The organism is Roseovarius sp. THAF8, assembly GCF_009363735.1.
Classification (GTDB): Bacteria; Pseudomonadota; Alphaproteobacteria; order Rhodobacterales; family Rhodobacteraceae; genus Roseovarius.
On the sequence record NZ_CP045410.1, the window covers coordinates 966,836 to 980,642 of the forward strand.

16 protein-coding genes are annotated in these 13,807 nt (G+C 63.2%); 6 read left to right on the top strand and 10 right to left on the bottom strand.

The window, feature by feature from the left end; all coding sequences use genetic code 11:
* The first annotated feature begins 9 nt into the window (after window positions 1-9).
* From FIU85_RS04750 to FIU85_RS04765, 4 genes are all read left to right on the top strand, one after another.
* Window positions 10-861 carry a protein-glutamate O-methyltransferase CheR gene (locus FIU85_RS04750; protein ID WP_152496039.1) on the top strand — a complete coding sequence of 284 codons (852 nt, stop codon included), beginning with the start codon at window positions 10-12 and terminating at the stop codon, window positions 859-861.
* Entirely contained in the window at window positions 858-1,343 is a 486-nt protein-coding gene (locus FIU85_RS04755; RefSeq protein WP_152496040.1) for a chemotaxis protein CheD, read from the top strand. Before FIU85_RS04750 ends, FIU85_RS04755 begins: the two co-directional genes overlap by 4 nt.
* On the top strand, window positions 1,343-2,977 hold the full coding sequence (locus tag FIU85_RS04760) for a chemotaxis protein CheW (RefSeq protein WP_172978795.1): 1,635 nt from the start codon (window positions 1,343-1,345) through the stop codon (window positions 2,975-2,977). Before FIU85_RS04755 ends, FIU85_RS04760 begins: the two co-directional genes overlap by 1 nt.
* Window positions 2,978-3,145: 168 nt before the next feature.
* Window positions 3,146-4,048, top strand: coding sequence for a hypothetical protein (locus tag FIU85_RS04765; RefSeq protein ID WP_152496042.1), 903 nt, complete (start codon window positions 3,146-3,148; stop codon window positions 4,046-4,048).
* Window positions 4,049-4,070: 22 nt separating this feature from the next.
* Here the strand turns inward: FIU85_RS04765 and FIU85_RS04770 are convergent, their stop codons facing one another.
* The 10 genes from FIU85_RS04770 to FIU85_RS04810 form a co-directional block, all read right to left on the bottom strand.
* Window positions 4,071-4,733: a DUF1523 family protein gene (locus tag FIU85_RS04770; RefSeq protein ID WP_152496043.1), complete on the bottom strand. Its 663-nt coding sequence runs from the start codon at window positions 4,731-4,733 to the stop codon at window positions 4,071-4,073.
* A gap of 13 nt (window positions 4,734-4,746) precedes the next feature.
* On the bottom strand, window positions 4,747-5,013 hold the full coding sequence (locus FIU85_RS04775) for a hypothetical protein (RefSeq protein WP_152491832.1): 267 nt from the start codon (window positions 5,011-5,013) through the stop codon (window positions 4,747-4,749).
* Between the two features lie 3 nt (window positions 5,014-5,016).
* Complete coding sequence (locus FIU85_RS04780; RefSeq protein WP_152496044.1) at window positions 5,017-6,429, bottom strand: DUF6638 family protein; 1,413 nt, start codon at window positions 6,427-6,429, stop codon at window positions 5,017-5,019.
* 154 nt (window positions 6,430-6,583) lie between these two features.
* Window positions 6,584-6,952 carry a hypothetical protein gene (locus FIU85_RS04785; RefSeq protein ID WP_152496045.1) on the bottom strand — a complete coding sequence of 123 codons (369 nt, stop codon included), beginning with the start codon at window positions 6,950-6,952 and terminating at the stop codon, window positions 6,584-6,586.
* A gap of 21 nt (window positions 6,953-6,973) precedes the next feature.
* A complete protein-coding gene (locus FIU85_RS04790; protein ID WP_152496046.1) occupies window positions 6,974-8,917 on the bottom strand; it encodes an ATP-binding protein in 1,944 nt (647 codons plus the stop codon).
* A 76-nt stretch (window positions 8,918-8,993) separates the two neighbouring features.
* Window positions 8,994-10,118, bottom strand: coding sequence for a hypothetical protein (locus FIU85_RS04795; protein ID WP_152496047.1), 1,125 nt, complete (start codon window positions 10,116-10,118; stop codon window positions 8,994-8,996).
* Entirely contained in the window at window positions 10,115-10,366 is a 252-nt protein-coding gene (locus FIU85_RS04800; protein ID WP_152491827.1) for a hypothetical protein, read from the bottom strand. The genes FIU85_RS04795 and FIU85_RS04800 overlap by 4 nt, the downstream gene beginning before the upstream one ends.
* Window positions 10,367-10,402: 36 nt before the next feature.
* Entirely contained in the window at window positions 10,403-10,564 is a 162-nt protein-coding gene (locus FIU85_RS21910) for a hypothetical protein (protein WP_172978044.1), read from the bottom strand.
* 3 nt (window positions 10,565-10,567) lie between these two features.
* Window positions 10,568-11,644: a hypothetical protein gene (locus tag FIU85_RS04805; protein ID WP_152491826.1), complete on the bottom strand. Its 1,077-nt coding sequence runs from the start codon at window positions 11,642-11,644 to the stop codon at window positions 10,568-10,570.
* Window positions 11,645-11,774: 130 nt separating this feature from the next.
* Entirely contained in the window at window positions 11,775-12,266 is a 492-nt protein-coding gene (locus tag FIU85_RS04810) for a hypothetical protein (RefSeq protein ID WP_152496048.1), read from the bottom strand.
* 107 nt (window positions 12,267-12,373) lie between these two features.
* On the opposite strand from FIU85_RS04810, the gene FIU85_RS04815 reads away from it, so the two are divergent.
* Together FIU85_RS04815 and FIU85_RS04820 are read left to right on the top strand one after the other, a co-directional pair.
* Window positions 12,374-13,375, top strand: coding sequence for a hypothetical protein (locus FIU85_RS04815; protein WP_152496049.1), 1,002 nt, complete (start codon window positions 12,374-12,376; stop codon window positions 13,373-13,375).
* Complete coding sequence (locus tag FIU85_RS04820) at window positions 13,375-13,776, top strand: hypothetical protein (RefSeq protein ID WP_152496050.1); 402 nt, start codon at window positions 13,375-13,377, stop codon at window positions 13,774-13,776. The genes FIU85_RS04815 and FIU85_RS04820 overlap by 1 nt, the downstream gene beginning before the upstream one ends.
* Window positions 13,777-13,807: the final 31 nt, after the last annotated feature.

Genomic DNA, 13,807 nt, shown 5'->3' on the forward strand with positions numbered 1-13,807 from the left:
TGATACACCATGACAGCAGAAAGAGAACTTTCGCTCAGCGAGTCGCAATTCAACAAGATCAGGGGCATCATCCACGACAGCACCGGCATCACGATCGGGGACAATCGCACGTCTCTCCTGCTCAGCCGGCTGCGTAGCCGCTTGCGTGAAACCAGGGACGAGGACTTCAAGGCGTATATCGCGCGCGTGACCTCCGACAAGGCCGAGCTTCAGGAACTGATCAACCGGGTCACGACGAACAAGACGTTTTTCTATCGAACGCCCCGCATCTGGCAACATTTCCGCGATGTCGCCATCCCGGCCTTCATGGAACGCAACACAAGACGCCCGATGCGCATCTGGTCCGCGGCCGCCTCGACCGGCGAAGAGGCCTATACCGCGGGCATGATCCTTGAGCACACGCGCAGCACGCAGGAGGGGTTCGACTACAGGTGCACGGGCACCGACATCTCGTCGAAGGTCCTGAAACAGGCCGAGGCCGGTCTTTACGCCGTGCCGGCCCTCACCCAACTGCGCGCGGATGGCGCGGACCTCTTTGATCGATTCATGGGCGGCGACGATACTGCCGGGTACAAGGTCGACACCCAGATAAGGGGGCGCACCACGTTCAAGCTGCACAACCTGCTGAAACCCTTGCCGGGCGGTGCCAGTTTCGACGCCGTTTTCCTGCGCAACGTTCTGATTTACTTCACCCCCGAGGATCAGGAGGCCATCCTGCGAAACGTGCACACCGCGATGGCACCCGATGCCTTTCTCTATATCGGCGAAAGCGAAAGCATCGCCCGGCTTCGGACCGATTTCGCGATCATCGAACCCATGATCTATCGCCCCGCGCCCAAGCGTGGAAAGCCGCTGACATGATTGGTGAAGATCAGCTCCATGTCCAGATCGGCCAGGTCAAGATCGGTCGCCCGGGACAGACACTGAACGCCATACTCGGCTCCTGCATCGGCCTTGGTTTTGTGGACAAGAAAAACGGCATCTGCGGTCTCGCCCATGCCTTGCTGGCCAAGTCCGAAGGCCCTCCCAAAGCCAAGGGCAGCGGGCGCCATGTCGATCACGCGATCGAGGCGCTTCTGCGCCAGATGAACGTCGCCGACACCGAGCGCCGCAAGATGCGCGTTTTCATCGCCGGCGGCGCAAACATGACCCTGCCCCACGAGACCGAGCCCGAACGCCTGGTCGGCCAGGTCAACGCCGATTTCGCACGCGCCGCACTGCGCGACGCCGGGCTTCGCATCGTGCATGACGATACCGGGGGCACACACGGTCGTCGCGTGGCGATCGACTGCACTACCGGCGATTTCACGATCACGCCCATTCCGCGCCTTGGAGAGGGATGATGTCGCACCCGCCTGAAACGCCCCCCAACGCGACCGCGCCGGGTGGTCCGGCCCCCATACCCGGCGCGTCCTGCAAGGCCGACGCGCCGGCCGCGGCCATGGAAACGGCGCCCGGCGTGCATGCCGCGCGCAACGTCGTCTATGGCTCCTTCTGGCTTGACGAGACCGAGTTCGCGTTGCCCGTCGATGTCATCCAGGAGGTCGTGAACGCCCCCGACAGCTATTCCGAGGTCCCCCTGGCCGCGCCGCACATGGTCGGGCTCTTCTGCCTGCGCAACACGATCGTCCCGGTGATCGACCTGCGTCACCTCCTGGGAATTGCGCCCGCATCCGAAACCTCCGTGCGCAAGGTGGCCATCATCGAGAACGGGGACCTCTGCGTCGGGCTTCTGTTCGACGATACCGGCGCCATCATTCAGGGCATGAATGCCACGCGGGTCAATTTCCTGCGCGACCCGCAGGGATTGAAGGACATCATTGTCGAAGGCGTGCTGAAGCTGGACGACGGCGCCCGCATGGTGCAGCTTCTCGACCCCTACGAGATCCTGCAGATCGAGAAGATCCCGCGCGTCGCCCGGATCGATCACGCTCAGCAACGCAAGACCCATCTGGGCCAGCGCTTCAACTGCATTTCCTTTCAACTCGGTCACACGACCTGCGCCCTGGACCTGCGTTTCGTACAAGAAATCACCGATATGCCGCCGCTGCAGACCTCCCAGCTCGCCCACGGCTACGTCATCGGAAACGTGGAATTGCGCGGACGCACCCTGCCGGTGGTCGATTTTCGCGGGATGATCGGCAACGAGACGCCCTACAAATTCAAGGCCGGCATGCTGGAGAAGCGAAAGCTCCTTGTCCTCGACCTGCCCGCAGGCCGGATCGGCCTGCTGGTCTACTCGATCGACAGCATCATGACGTTCTATGAAAAGGACATCCTGCCCTTCGCGAACGTGGGCCTGCCGCGGCACGACGTCGTGTCCGGCTGCCTCGTGCGCCAGGACGAAACGATCGTCATCCTGCTCGACCATCACAGCCTGCTGAAGGACGAGATGCTGGCGCTCGCCGCGCGCTCCTGCCAGGAAATCTATCCCTCGACGGATGTCGAGACCAAGCCAAAGAACTTCAGGACGGAACGCGGCCGTTCGACCTTTATCCTGTTCTCCGTGGATATCGAGATGGGCTTCGACATCTCCGGCGTCAACGAGGTCATCGACCGCCCCTCGTCGCTTTTGAAACCGCCCTACGCGCTCGCCTTCGTCGACGGTATTCTCAACCTCAGGGGCGAGTTGATCACCCTCATCAACCTGCGTGTCCTCTACGGTTTTCCCGAGACCGGAGCGCAGGCGCACAAGGTGCTGATCTTCGAAAATGGCGGGCGGAAATACGGCATCACCGTCGACTCCATCGACGAAATCGTGACGACCGGCCCCGAGGACCTTTTCGAGGTGCCCACGATCCGCGATCCGGAAGCGGCCCGGCTCGTGTCAGGCGACCTCGCGGGATGCCTGCGGGTTCCCTCACGCCCGTCACACAGCAACCCGGTCCTCGTGCTGGATCAAGCATCGGTTGTCCGCCGCTGCATCGCCGACGCGAGATTCGAAGCGGCAGCACCCGACGTCGCAACGGAAACCTGACCGGCGTTTCCGGCCTGTTCGGTCACGGCCCCTGTCACAACGATCCGTGCACGCGCGCCCGCGCACGGATGCGGGTCTTCGCACCCGGCGAATCAGCGGAATCTTGCGCGGCTGCACCGAATGCGGTAGGATTATTGCATAAAAACAAAACAGGCACCGGGCAGGTCCATGAAATACGTGATCCATCTGGGCGTCCACAGGACGGCGTCCCTGCTGTTGCAGCAAAATCTTTCCTTCAATCGTGAGCAATTGCGGGCACAACGAGTCTTCTACGTGAATGCCGAAATGCCCAAGGCCGTGCAAAGGCAGGTCCGCATGATCCGCCGACGGCACAAGCCCGGCTCCACGCCGCAGGACTATGGCGCTTTCGCCGAGTTGAACGCCGCCATCACCAGCGCTGCCTCGAAGGCCGGCGCGGAAACCGTTCTGATTTCCGACGAAAACCGGCTTGGCCCCACGATGACGCAATCCCTGCTCTGGAACGAGACGAACCCCGCGTTCTATCCGCAGGCTGCGACCAATCTGCGATATGCCCAGGCTGGTCTGCCGCTGGAGGATACCCGGCTGCTGCTCTATACGCGCAACGCCGAAAGCTATCTCGTCAGCCTGTATTCCGACGCCATTCGTCAGAACCACACGACGCTGACCTTGGAACAGTTCTGCCGCAGCGTGAATTTCAACTCCATCGACTTCTCCGCCCTGGAACAGACGCTATGCGCGCTCGCCCCCGGGCTGCAGGTCAAATCGCGCCAGTTCGAGCGCATCAAGCTTGGTCCGGAAACCTATCTGCGCAGCTTCCTGCGCGACATCGGGCTCGACCCCAAGCCGTTCGTCCTGCATCCCGCCGCGCCGCGGCCGCAGCTTGACGCGATGCAGGTCGAGGCCCTTTTGCACATCATGTCCGGACGTCAGTCGAAGCGCGGCGAAATGATCTCCGCCTTGCGCGACCAGGTTCTGAATGGCGCTCCCAACCCGCTGGCTCCGCTGGTCCTGCCGGCTTGGGTGACGGACTCCATGCGCGTGACAGACCAAGGCCGTGTCCTCGACGCCCCCGAGGCAAGAAGCGCCTGACCGGGGTCTCATCCAGGGGGCGTCAGTCCCGGCGCTTGTCCTTCGGCCGCCAGGTATCCAGCCAGCGCCGGACGCGCCCGCGTCGGTCCTCTATCGCATTCCCGGCAGCGTCGAAACGGGCCTCGACCCCGTCCCAGACCGGGTCGAGCCGCCTGGCCCGGAACCCGCGCCAGACCCGCCAGGTGCCGAAGGCCACGATGGCAAAACCCGTCAGGATCAGCAGGTTCAGCCACGGGAAGGGCTTGCCCGCATCCGGCCCCGCAACCGGCCAGATGCTCACACCGTTGGGAAAGATCGACAGGAACTCGTTGCGCCAGCCGTAATGTTTCAGCGCCGCCCATCGCGGCGCCTCGGCGGTGGATTTCAGATCGGCCGCCTCGGCCTGCAGGTTGGACGTGTCAAACTTGAAGTAAGGCGGCCAGCCCCACCCGGTATCCTCGTTGCGATAGACCATCGTGCTGCCATTCGCCCGCACCGTCTGGATGAAAAAGACGTCGCGGTTGATCGGCGTCATGTCGTTGCCGGCATCCGGACTGGCCCAGAACAGGCTGTTCTCGCCGAAATCTATGCGCTTTTCATAGGTGTCCGTCACCCGCACGATATCGGTCTGTGGCAGGGTGTAGTGGAAAAAAGCGGCCACCAGCACCCAGAAGACACTCCAGAACAGCCATTTCAAGTAAACCAACGTCCCACCCCCTTCAGTGAAAATTCGTGAAGTAGATGATCGCCGCCACGATGCTGAACGGGACGACATAGACCCCGAGGATCAGCTTGCGCCGGAGCGATCCGTCATACGCCTCCAGCCCCTTTTCGATGTAGGCGTCCAGGTCGCCGGGCCGGCCTTCCTCCTCCCACCATTCGCGCAGCTTGCCTTTTCGCACGCTCCGGGAATAGATCGACAGGACGACATATAGGATCGTGCAGACGATGAACCCGATGATCAGAAGTCTCGCCAGTGCCGCCATGTCCTATCTCCTCGTCTTCCTGTCCGCCGAATAGGGCGTGCCCTTGCCAGCCCGGCGCGTCACAGGCCCCCAGGGGCCGACCCGCCGCACAACCGCCTCGATCTCCGGCTCGGGCTCGGGCGGTCTCGGCGGCGCCGGCTCTTCCATCGGGGCTTCGTGCCCGAACAGCGCCGCGCGCGTGCCCATCTTGTCCACCTGGTATTCGTTCAGCAACAGGTCCACCACATAGGCCCTCTTGGTGTCCGCCCATGTCTCGTAACGGCGGTAGAAAAGGCTCTTGTGGCAGATGAACAGCTGCCTCACATCCTTCGGCGCCAGCTCCGCCAGAAGCATGTTGACCAGGTCCGCATCCTTGTTCGCCGCGGCCCGCAGCGTGTAGAAATACGCCGGATTGTCCGAGCTTATCACCGGCCAGGGGCCGCCATTCTCGGCCCAGTTCAGCAGCGCGTTGAGCGTGTGAAACTCCTCCGGCAAAAGGTCCGAGTGCCGCCGCGCCAGCCGGCGCATCTCGGCCCGGCTGCGGCCCGCGAACTCCACGCCTTCATCCGCCAGCGCATCGACCAGCATGAAATCCATCTTCTGCCGCAGGATCGCCGACGCATCTATGCCGCGTGCCTTGACGATCGGCTCCACCAACCCGTTGAGATCGAGGAAACTGGCAATCCGGTTCCGCTCGTCGATGCCAAAGACATACTCGATCCGCTCGCCCTCGAAGGGGGTCTTGTCCGAGACGCAGATCACACCCGGCAGTTCGAGGTCCTGAAACAGGTACACGCCGCCGAAATGATCGGTCCAGTAATTGCGCTGCTCGAAACTCATCTCCTTCAGATCGATGGGATTGCGCAGCACGTCCCCGGTCTGCCCGGCCAGCTCGATCATCTCGGCGATCAGCACGTCGTCGAACCAGGCGTCCTCTTCCGACATGAACCGCTCGACCTTTTCATCCAGCTTCTCGGCCTGCCGAAGCGCCCCGTTGGTGGTGTCCGCCTCGATGGTGATACGGCGGATATCGAACAGGCGCGCGGGGCTAGACATGTCATAGACCGAATTGACCAACTCGCCCGCCACCGCGTCCCGCGCCGTCAGAGCAAACAGCGCCGGCTCGTTTTCCTCGATGAACTGCTTAAGGATGCCCCGGCTGGTCGAGAACTGCGCATTCAAGAGCGGCGCGCGCTTCTGCTCCGTGGTCAATAGGATGAACTGCCGGTTCACGCCTGCATGGTTGAGGTAGAGGTCATCGCCCAGCTCATGCCCCACCTCCGGCGAATAGCCCGAGATATCGACATAGAAATCCGTCAGGCTCGTGGTCTTGCCGGTCAGGTGCTTCAGCGCGCGATTGTATCGCTCCACCAGCGCCGGGCTGGCCACATGCACCAGGTTGCCGAACATCAGGCCGGATCTGATCAGACGTTCCATGCATCCCCTCCGTAGGGTGGGTTTTCAACCCACCACCCCCGGCCTGCCCCAAGCGCCACCGCGCCCCGGACCCGATCCGGGGCCTCTCTTTTCCGGCGCCGAGGTCCCGGGTCAAGCCCGGGACGGCCAGGTGCCATGATTGCACACGCGCCTATCACGGCTGCCCCCTCACAACATCCTTCTCCTTCAACCGCTCCACCCGCTGCGCCAGCCCCAGCCACACGAAGGCCAGCACCGGACCCCATACCGCCACCGCCCCCAACGAACTGCGCAAGTACATCCATGCGATGATCCCCTGCCCGGCAAGCGTCTGCCCGCCCAGAAGGCTGCGCTTGTCGAACAGCGCGAACACACCCGCGCTCGCCGCCAGCAGCAGAAGGACCGACAGCACGACCGACACCAGAACCCGGCCATGCGACCGCGTCCCCCGCGGCGTCAAGAGCCACGGCAGCAACGCCGCCAGCCCGCCGATGATGGCCAGCGGCAAGCCGGTGTTCACCAATGTCACGCTCGTGTCGTTCATTGCCGCTTGGCGCACGTGCTCTCACGCACCGCTCTCCTTCTCCGCCATGTACCGCCGCTTGGCCTCTTCCGTCCGACCGAAATCGCGCACCATGGCCTCGATCGCCACCTCGTCGGACTTGTCCGCATAGCGGAATTCGCTGTCCGCGTAGCGGTTGATCTCCTGGATCACCATTTCCACCGTGATCGGCTGACGCAACTCCTCGATCATCCCCTTCTTCTCGTCATAGGATTTGAACAGGAACAGGTCGGGCTTTTCCATCCACTCGTCCGGCAGTTCGAAATCCATCGCCCGCACCTTCACCGCGTCGGTGATGTTCTTGATCGCCCGGCCCGTAAAGCGTTCGTCCGCCTCTTGGATGCCTTTCAGATAGGTTCCCAGCTTGGCAATCGTGTCGAGCGCGCCGATATCCTTCTCCACCCGCTCATAGACCCGGATCAGCCCCTCCTCGTGGGGCAGCGCGTGGCTCTCGAACGAGGCCGCCACGGCCTTCTTGATCTCCTGCGCGGCATAGACCTCGTGCTGGCCCAGCGGAATGTCATGGTTCTTGCCCATCAGCAGGTAAAGGATATCGATATAATCCTCCCGCGTCTGCGGCCCGTCCACCAGGAACCGCGCCCCTGCCCGCTGGCGCAGCGCGTCGTCCACGTTCTCGGGATAGTTCGAGAACATGCCGAAGGTGCAATTTCCCCGCACCACCGTGTTGGCCCCGGCAAAGCTCTCCATCAGCACGGCGGTGATCTCCAGCTGTCCCGCGCTCGATTGCCGGTCGCCGCGCTTGCCCGCCAGCTGGTCGATATCGTCGATCGTGCCGAACCCGATCACGCCGGGATCGATCACGGTGTTGATGAACGCCTTGGCGTTCTGCGCCGACTTGCCCTGGTAGCTGTCGATGCTCTCGGTGCTGAGGTTCTGATACCGAAACGGATATCCCGCGTTGTCGCAATAGCCCTTGATCAGCCCCGCCATCATCTGGATCAGCGTCGTCTTGCCCGTCCCCGGCTTGCCGTCGCCCATGAAGGTAAAGATGAACCCGCCCAGTTCCGCGAACGGGTTCAGCTTTCGCTCGAAATCATAGGCCATCAGCATCTTGCTGAGCTTCAGCGCCTGGTACTTGGCGATATGGTTGCCCACCACCTCGTGCGGCTGCTTGAAGGTCATGGTCAGGGTGCTGGACTTGCCCTTCGATGCCGCGTCAAAGCCGCGAATGGTGAAATCATCCGCCTCGACGCGCCAGCTTGCGCCGGTGAAGGCACTCAACCGCCCGGCATTCTGGGCGCGCAGCGCGATCTTCTCCATCAACTGCTCGGCAAAGGCGCTGACCGTCGCCACCAGCCGCGCATCGTCGCCCGCATGGGCCGCGATATCCTGGTCCAGTTCCCACAACGCGCCATGCAGGGCAAGTTGCGAATTGTCGGTCAGAACCTCCTCGACCTCGCCCACCTCGACGCTCACCTCCGAGCCGTGCGGCGCCAGCAGGAAAGCCGTCGCGTTGGCAAAGACATGCCCCACCGCCAGAGCCTCGGCCCCCAGAAGCTCGGTGAACTCGGTCTTGCGATCCGCGCCCAGCGACCCGGCCAGGTTCGCCCGCCGCAGATCCGCCAGGCCCGTGGCGTCGGAAAACTGCTCTCCCACCGCCAGCGCGATGGCAATCGCCCGCCGCAGGCCATGCAATACCGTCGCCTGCATCGGGCTCACCAGCGGGTCGTCTCCATCGGCAGTCTCGATCCGCTCCACCAGATGCACGCCCTCGGGTCGCGCGGTCGAGCGTGTCACCAGCCCAGGCGTCGTCGTCCGAAACCGCCGCCGCGTGCCTAACCCGGCCGACTTCTCCTCCTGCGGCGCGTCGCCCGGCTTGGCGATGCGCGGCGTATGATCGAACCCCGCCAGCATCGCTGCGGCAGCATCGTAATGCTTGGCGATATCCTCTTCCCGCAATTCCATTGTGTCGGCCGTCAAACTCATCTTCTTCTCCCCGGTGGTGGGTTTGAAACCCACCCTACCAAACTGGCGCAGGGTGAGGTCTCACCCCACCTCGCGTTCAATATCTCAACACCCGGCCGCCCGGGCTGACCACGTACTTGGTGACCGACGAAAACCCCGGCGGGGTCTTCTCGGCCAGAACCTGATAGGGCCGCTCCGGCAGGATGATACTGCGCTCCATCCGCGTCGCCCCGGTCTCGGCCCCTTTCCCCGAGAAGGGGTCCAGCGCGAAAACCTCGCGCTCCACGGTGCCGAACCAGCCCGCGCGCTCCTCGATCACCCGTTCGCTTTCCAGCACCTCGTCGGTCCAGGCCAGTGCCCAGTCCTGCCCCACCGGCGCATCGGCCTGCGCCAGCACCTCGCTCAGCGGCCCGGTCTGCCGCGTGAAGGCATGGCTGTACATCGGACCGACGTGAAACCGACGCAGCCGCTTGGGATGCAGGTCGTCGAAGCTCTCGTCGAACCCCTTGGCGATGGTCAGCAACTTCAATCCGCCCAGGGATTGCGCCATCAGGTGCGCCTGGCATTCCGGCCAGCGCCGCTCGTCCTTGCCCAGCGGCGCCCGGCCCGTATCCTCGACCTCCATCAAGTAGATCGTCGGCAGGTTCACCTGGCTGTCATAGACCGCCCAGTGCAGCAGGTAGCGCCGCCGCTCGTCCAGCCCGCTCACCCATTGGATCTGTGGATCGTTCTGCGCCCAGAAAAGATGCCCGCGCAACATCTCCTCGTAGTAAAGCCGTTGCGACAGCGCGAACTGAAGGCGCGTCGGAATGGTCCGCTCGGAAATGATCTGCTCGACCATTTCGCGCTTCAGCGTTTCGGTATCCGGCATTCCCTCCAGGTGCCGCCGCGCTTGCGCGGCATCATTGGCCATCACCATCAGCTCCGAGAACATGGGAAAACCGCTTTCGGTCACGTCCATCGCCAGCGAGCCGAAAAACTGCCCGGTGTCGCGCCCGACCAGCAGGTATTTCATGCTCAGCGCCTTGAACGTATAGGCGATGCCCTGAACATAGGTGGTCAGAATCTCGACCTCCTTCTTGCCCAGGTTGCCCTCGGCCTGCATCACGGCGGCCACGCGATTCAGATGCCCCGTGATCCGCTCAAACTTGGCGAAGTACCGGCGTGACGCGAAAAGCTCGGTCAGGGCGGCCCGGTCAGATGTCGGAGCATCCGCGATCATTCGCCACCCCCGCCACAGGCGCCGCCACCGCCTCCGCTACCCGCATCGGCGCCGCCGCTGAAACCGCCCTCGGCTCCATTGCCGGACGCACCCCGGCTGGCGATCACCGACCACAGGATCGCGATGAGGCAGACACCCAGCAATACCAGCGCCAGGCTGAAATGCCCCAGCCAGCCCGCCAGCATCATGCCAAGGAACGCTCCGCAGATAACCACGACCTCGATTGGAAACGTCTCTTTTTCGGCCATCGCGACGCCTTTCTCTGCTGTTTGGGACAGACGCACTCACGTCCCGCCTCCGCCACGCCGGCGCGACAACCCGATCAGGATCAACCCTGCAATGCCGAACCCCACCCCGACAAGGTTCATCCAGGCCGGCACGGTAAAGACGAACGACACCACCAGGCAGACGACAGACAGACCAATGGCAAGCGTTCCAAGCCCCATGCCTTAGCCGCCATACGCGTTGGCGTCATGCTTCTCGATGATCTTGGAGAACCGCCGCGCGAACCGCTCGTCGGCCTTGGCCTTGGCCTCCAGCACCTCGCGGGCAAAGACCATGTGATCCTCGTGCGCCTCCAGCATGTCGGCCATCTTCTGGTTGGTGGCCGCGCCGATGCCGGCCATGGCGCTCTGCGCCTCCTGGTCGGTCTTGACTCCGATCTCGTTGATCCGGTGCGCCACGTCCTGCTGCTGCGCGGTCTTCAACGACTTGGTCAGAGCATCATAGAGCACGACCCGCTGCTTGGTGTCCGTCTGCAGCTTGTTGATCAGCACCATCTGCGTCGCCGCCTGGTTCTGCAGCGAATCGACCCAGGTCTTGCCCTTCTCGATATAGCGCTCCAGCGTCTGCGATTTGGCCAGCTTGACCTGCTCCTGCTGCACCATCTCGTTATACTTGGCGTTCATCTCCGCCAGTTCGCTTTCCAGCTTGGTGCGGGCGGCCGCGTCGGTCTCGTTGGCAATCTTGTTCTCCAACTCGATGATCTTGGGGTCCATCCCCTGGATGTCCGCGCGCAGCGTTTCCAGTTCGCCCACCGTCGCCTCGCGCTCGTCCAGCGTCTCGGTAAGGTTCGTCTCGACCTTCACCTTGTGCTCTTCCAGCGTGCGCAGCTGACCTTCCAGCAATTGCACGATGATGTCGGATTTGGAAATCAGGTCCTGCAACTTGTCGTCGATGCTGGCGGTGCGGATCCGCTCTTGCCGCATGCTGTCGGCCTTATGGCGGTTGAAGATACCGACGAAGCTTTCCCAGCCCGTCTTGGTACGCATCTCGTCGAAATCGCGCGAGAAGCCCGCGGTCACATCGTCCAGCCCCATGATCAGCTCGGCAATGTTGGCGTTCATCGTCTCGGTATGCGCGTGCACCTCATCCAGCGTCGCGTTTTCGATATCGAGGCTCGCATCCTCGCCGCCCTTGATCTTGGACCGCGCGCTTTCGATCTTGCCGGTCAGCTCGGCAATCTTCGCCTGCGCCGATGCGACCTGCTCCTGACTTTCGCGCACCTGCGCATCCAAATTCGCCATCACCGTTCCCTTTCGCGTAAAGTTAATCACCTTAACATCAATATAGGTACGCCACGGCTGATTTGAAGGCGCGCCCGCTCTTTGGGGTTTTCGCAAAACCTTTGGCGCGGGGCAAGAAAGACGTGCGCGTTCAGGGCATCAAAACCTCTTTCCGCCCGAACACCCCCTCCGCCGTGCCAAGGTCGTCATACAGGATCTCGACCGCGATGCTCTCGATCTCGCCGAGACCGAAGCTCTTGTAGATCACCGCATCGTCGGGAAAAGCGTTGGGGGCAGCGGTGTCCGTCTGGCAGGGCGGCAACGGCCAGGCCTCCATCGCGCCGCCGTTCACGCCCACGCGCACCCGGTGCATCCCGCAGCGCCAGCTCAGCAGATGCGTCAGGTACAGCAGGTCCTGCCCATCATATTCGCGCACCGCCACCCAGTTGCCGCGCGTGGCCTCGATGATCGGCCTGATCTCGGCGGCGGTGGTGAACTTGCCGGTGGGCGTCTGGTCCTCGGCCTCGAACCCGGCGGGCGGTTGGCCCCCGTCCCGTGCCGATTGCGCCACGGCGGCCCCGTCCGGGCTCCCCGTTCCGCCGCCCAAGGCCACGGCAAGGCCAACGAAAATCCACTCGATCATCCGAAAATACCTTTCCTTTCAAAAATCTGCGCAACTGCCTCTCGCGCAATCGCAGCACACGGCCTATACTGGCTTCAAAGGGCAGTTCAGGCAGGCGTGACCGGATTATGGCCGCGAAAAAGGCAAAAAACCAAGCGTTCAATATCGTGGTGGTGGGTCATTCCGGCCGGCTTCAGTTCGAGGCGGTGCTGTTCGCCGCTTCCCTGCGCGCCCGCAGCCCCGACTTCAAAGGCCGCCTTTTCGTGGCCGAACCCCAGCCCGGCCCGCTATGGAAGAACGACCCGACCATGCGCGGCGACATCCGCGCCCTCCTGGAAAGCTACGGTGCCGAGACCCTGCCCTTCGAATCCCGGCATTTCGGGCAGGCCTACCCCTATGGCAACAAAATCGAATGCCTGATGGCCCTGCCCGAGGGCGAGCCGTTCGTGTTCTTCGACACCGACACCCTGATCACCGGCGACCTGACGCGGGTCCCCTTCGATTTCGACCGCCCCACCGCCTCGCTCAAGCGCGAAGGCACCTGGCCCGAGATCCAGCTTTACGGGCCGGGCTACACACAAACGTGGAAATCGCTCTACGACAAGTTCGGGCTGGATTTCGAGTCCTCGCTCGACCCGTCCCTGCCCGACGAATACTGGCGCCGCTACCTCTACTTCAACGCCGGGTTCTTCTTCTACAAGTGCCCGCATGTCTTCGGCCAGCGTTTCCTCGACTATGCGCTGGCGATCCGCGACGACCCGCCGCCGGAACTGGTTTGCCAGTCGCTCGACCCCTGGCTCGACCAGGTGGCGCTTCCGCTCGTCATTCATTCGCTGGGCGGCGGGCGCGACACGCTGCCCGACGGTCTCCTCGACGGCGAGGTCACGTGCCATTACCGCATGTTCCCGCTGCTATACGCCCGCGAAAATGACGACGTGGTCGCACTGCTGGAAGACATCAGCGCCCCCAACCCGGTCAAGAAACTGCTCAAGAACTACGACGCCATCAAGTTCATGATCTATCATGGCCGCGGCCACAAGGTGCGCGACCTCTTCGACCGTGAGAATATGCCGCGCAAGGAACAGGCGATCCGCAACACCATCCGCCGCAACGGGTTCTGGATACGCTGATGGCCTTGCGTGACGTACCCGGCCTGACCCGCATCGCGCAGGTCTTCGGCCCGTCCGACGCGATGCTGGCCGTCGCCGCCCTCGAAGGCGCAGGCTTTCGCGTCTTCGTGCCGGGCTACCACACGCTCTCGAATGCCCAGTACCTTTCGGTCGCCCTGGGCGGTGTACCGATCATGGTCGAAACCGCCCGCGCGGCCGAGGCCGCGGCCTTTCTCGACGCCCTGGAAACCTCCGACGTCGAGGTGCTTTCCCACTCCGCGTCGGACAGCATTCCCGATGACGATCTGCCACCGCCCCGCCCACGCGGCCTCATGCGCCGGATCGTGGAAAGCGCGTTCTACCTTCTCACCGGAACCGCGCCCGCCCTGCGCGGACGCTACGGGCGCGTCCCGAAAAAATAGCCATTGGTCCGGCTCTTGTCCGCGCAAGACC

Coding starts and splice junctions, on each gene's coding strand:
- FIU85_RS04755 (WP_152496040.1), top strand. CDS start 858: ATGATTGGTGAAGATCAGCTCCATGTCCAGATCGGCCAGGTCAAGATC.
- FIU85_RS21910 (WP_172978044.1), bottom strand. CDS start 10,564: ATGGGGCTTGGAACGCTTGCCATTGGTCTGTCTGTCGTCTGCCTGGTG.
- FIU85_RS04820 (WP_152496050.1), top strand. CDS start 13,375: ATGGCCTTGCGTGACGTACCCGGCCTGACCCGCATCGCGCAGGTCTTC.
- FIU85_RS04780 (WP_152496044.1), bottom strand. CDS start 6,429: ATGGAACGTCTGATCAGATCCGGCCTGATGTTCGGCAACCTGGTGCAT.
- FIU85_RS04815 (WP_152496049.1), top strand. CDS start 12,374: ATGGCCGCGAAAAAGGCAAAAAACCAAGCGTTCAATATCGTGGTGGTG.
- FIU85_RS04800 (WP_152491827.1), bottom strand. CDS start 10,366: ATGGCCGAAAAAGAGACGTTTCCAATCGAGGTCGTGGTTATCTGCGGA.
- FIU85_RS04790 (WP_152496046.1), bottom strand. CDS start 8,917: ATGAGTTTGACGGCCGACACAATGGAATTGCGGGAAGAGGATATCGCC.
- FIU85_RS04760 (WP_172978795.1), top strand. CDS start 1,343: ATGTCGCACCCGCCTGAAACGCCCCCCAACGCGACCGCGCCGGGTGGT.
- FIU85_RS04810 (WP_152496048.1), bottom strand. CDS start 12,266: ATGATCGAGTGGATTTTCGTTGGCCTTGCCGTGGCCTTGGGCGGCGGA.
- FIU85_RS04805 (WP_152491826.1), bottom strand. CDS start 11,644: ATGGCGAATTTGGATGCGCAGGTGCGCGAAAGTCAGGAGCAGGTCGCA.
- FIU85_RS04785 (WP_152496045.1), bottom strand. CDS start 6,952: ATGAACGACACGAGCGTGACATTGGTGAACACCGGCTTGCCGCTGGCC.
- FIU85_RS04775 (WP_152491832.1), bottom strand. CDS start 5,013: ATGGCGGCACTGGCGAGACTTCTGATCATCGGGTTCATCGTCTGCACG.
- FIU85_RS04795 (WP_152496047.1), bottom strand. CDS start 10,118: ATGATCGCGGATGCTCCGACATCTGACCGGGCCGCCCTGACCGAGCTT.
- FIU85_RS04765 (WP_152496042.1), top strand. CDS start 3,146: ATGAAATACGTGATCCATCTGGGCGTCCACAGGACGGCGTCCCTGCTG.
- FIU85_RS04750 (WP_152496039.1), top strand. CDS start 10: ATGACAGCAGAAAGAGAACTTTCGCTCAGCGAGTCGCAATTCAACAAG.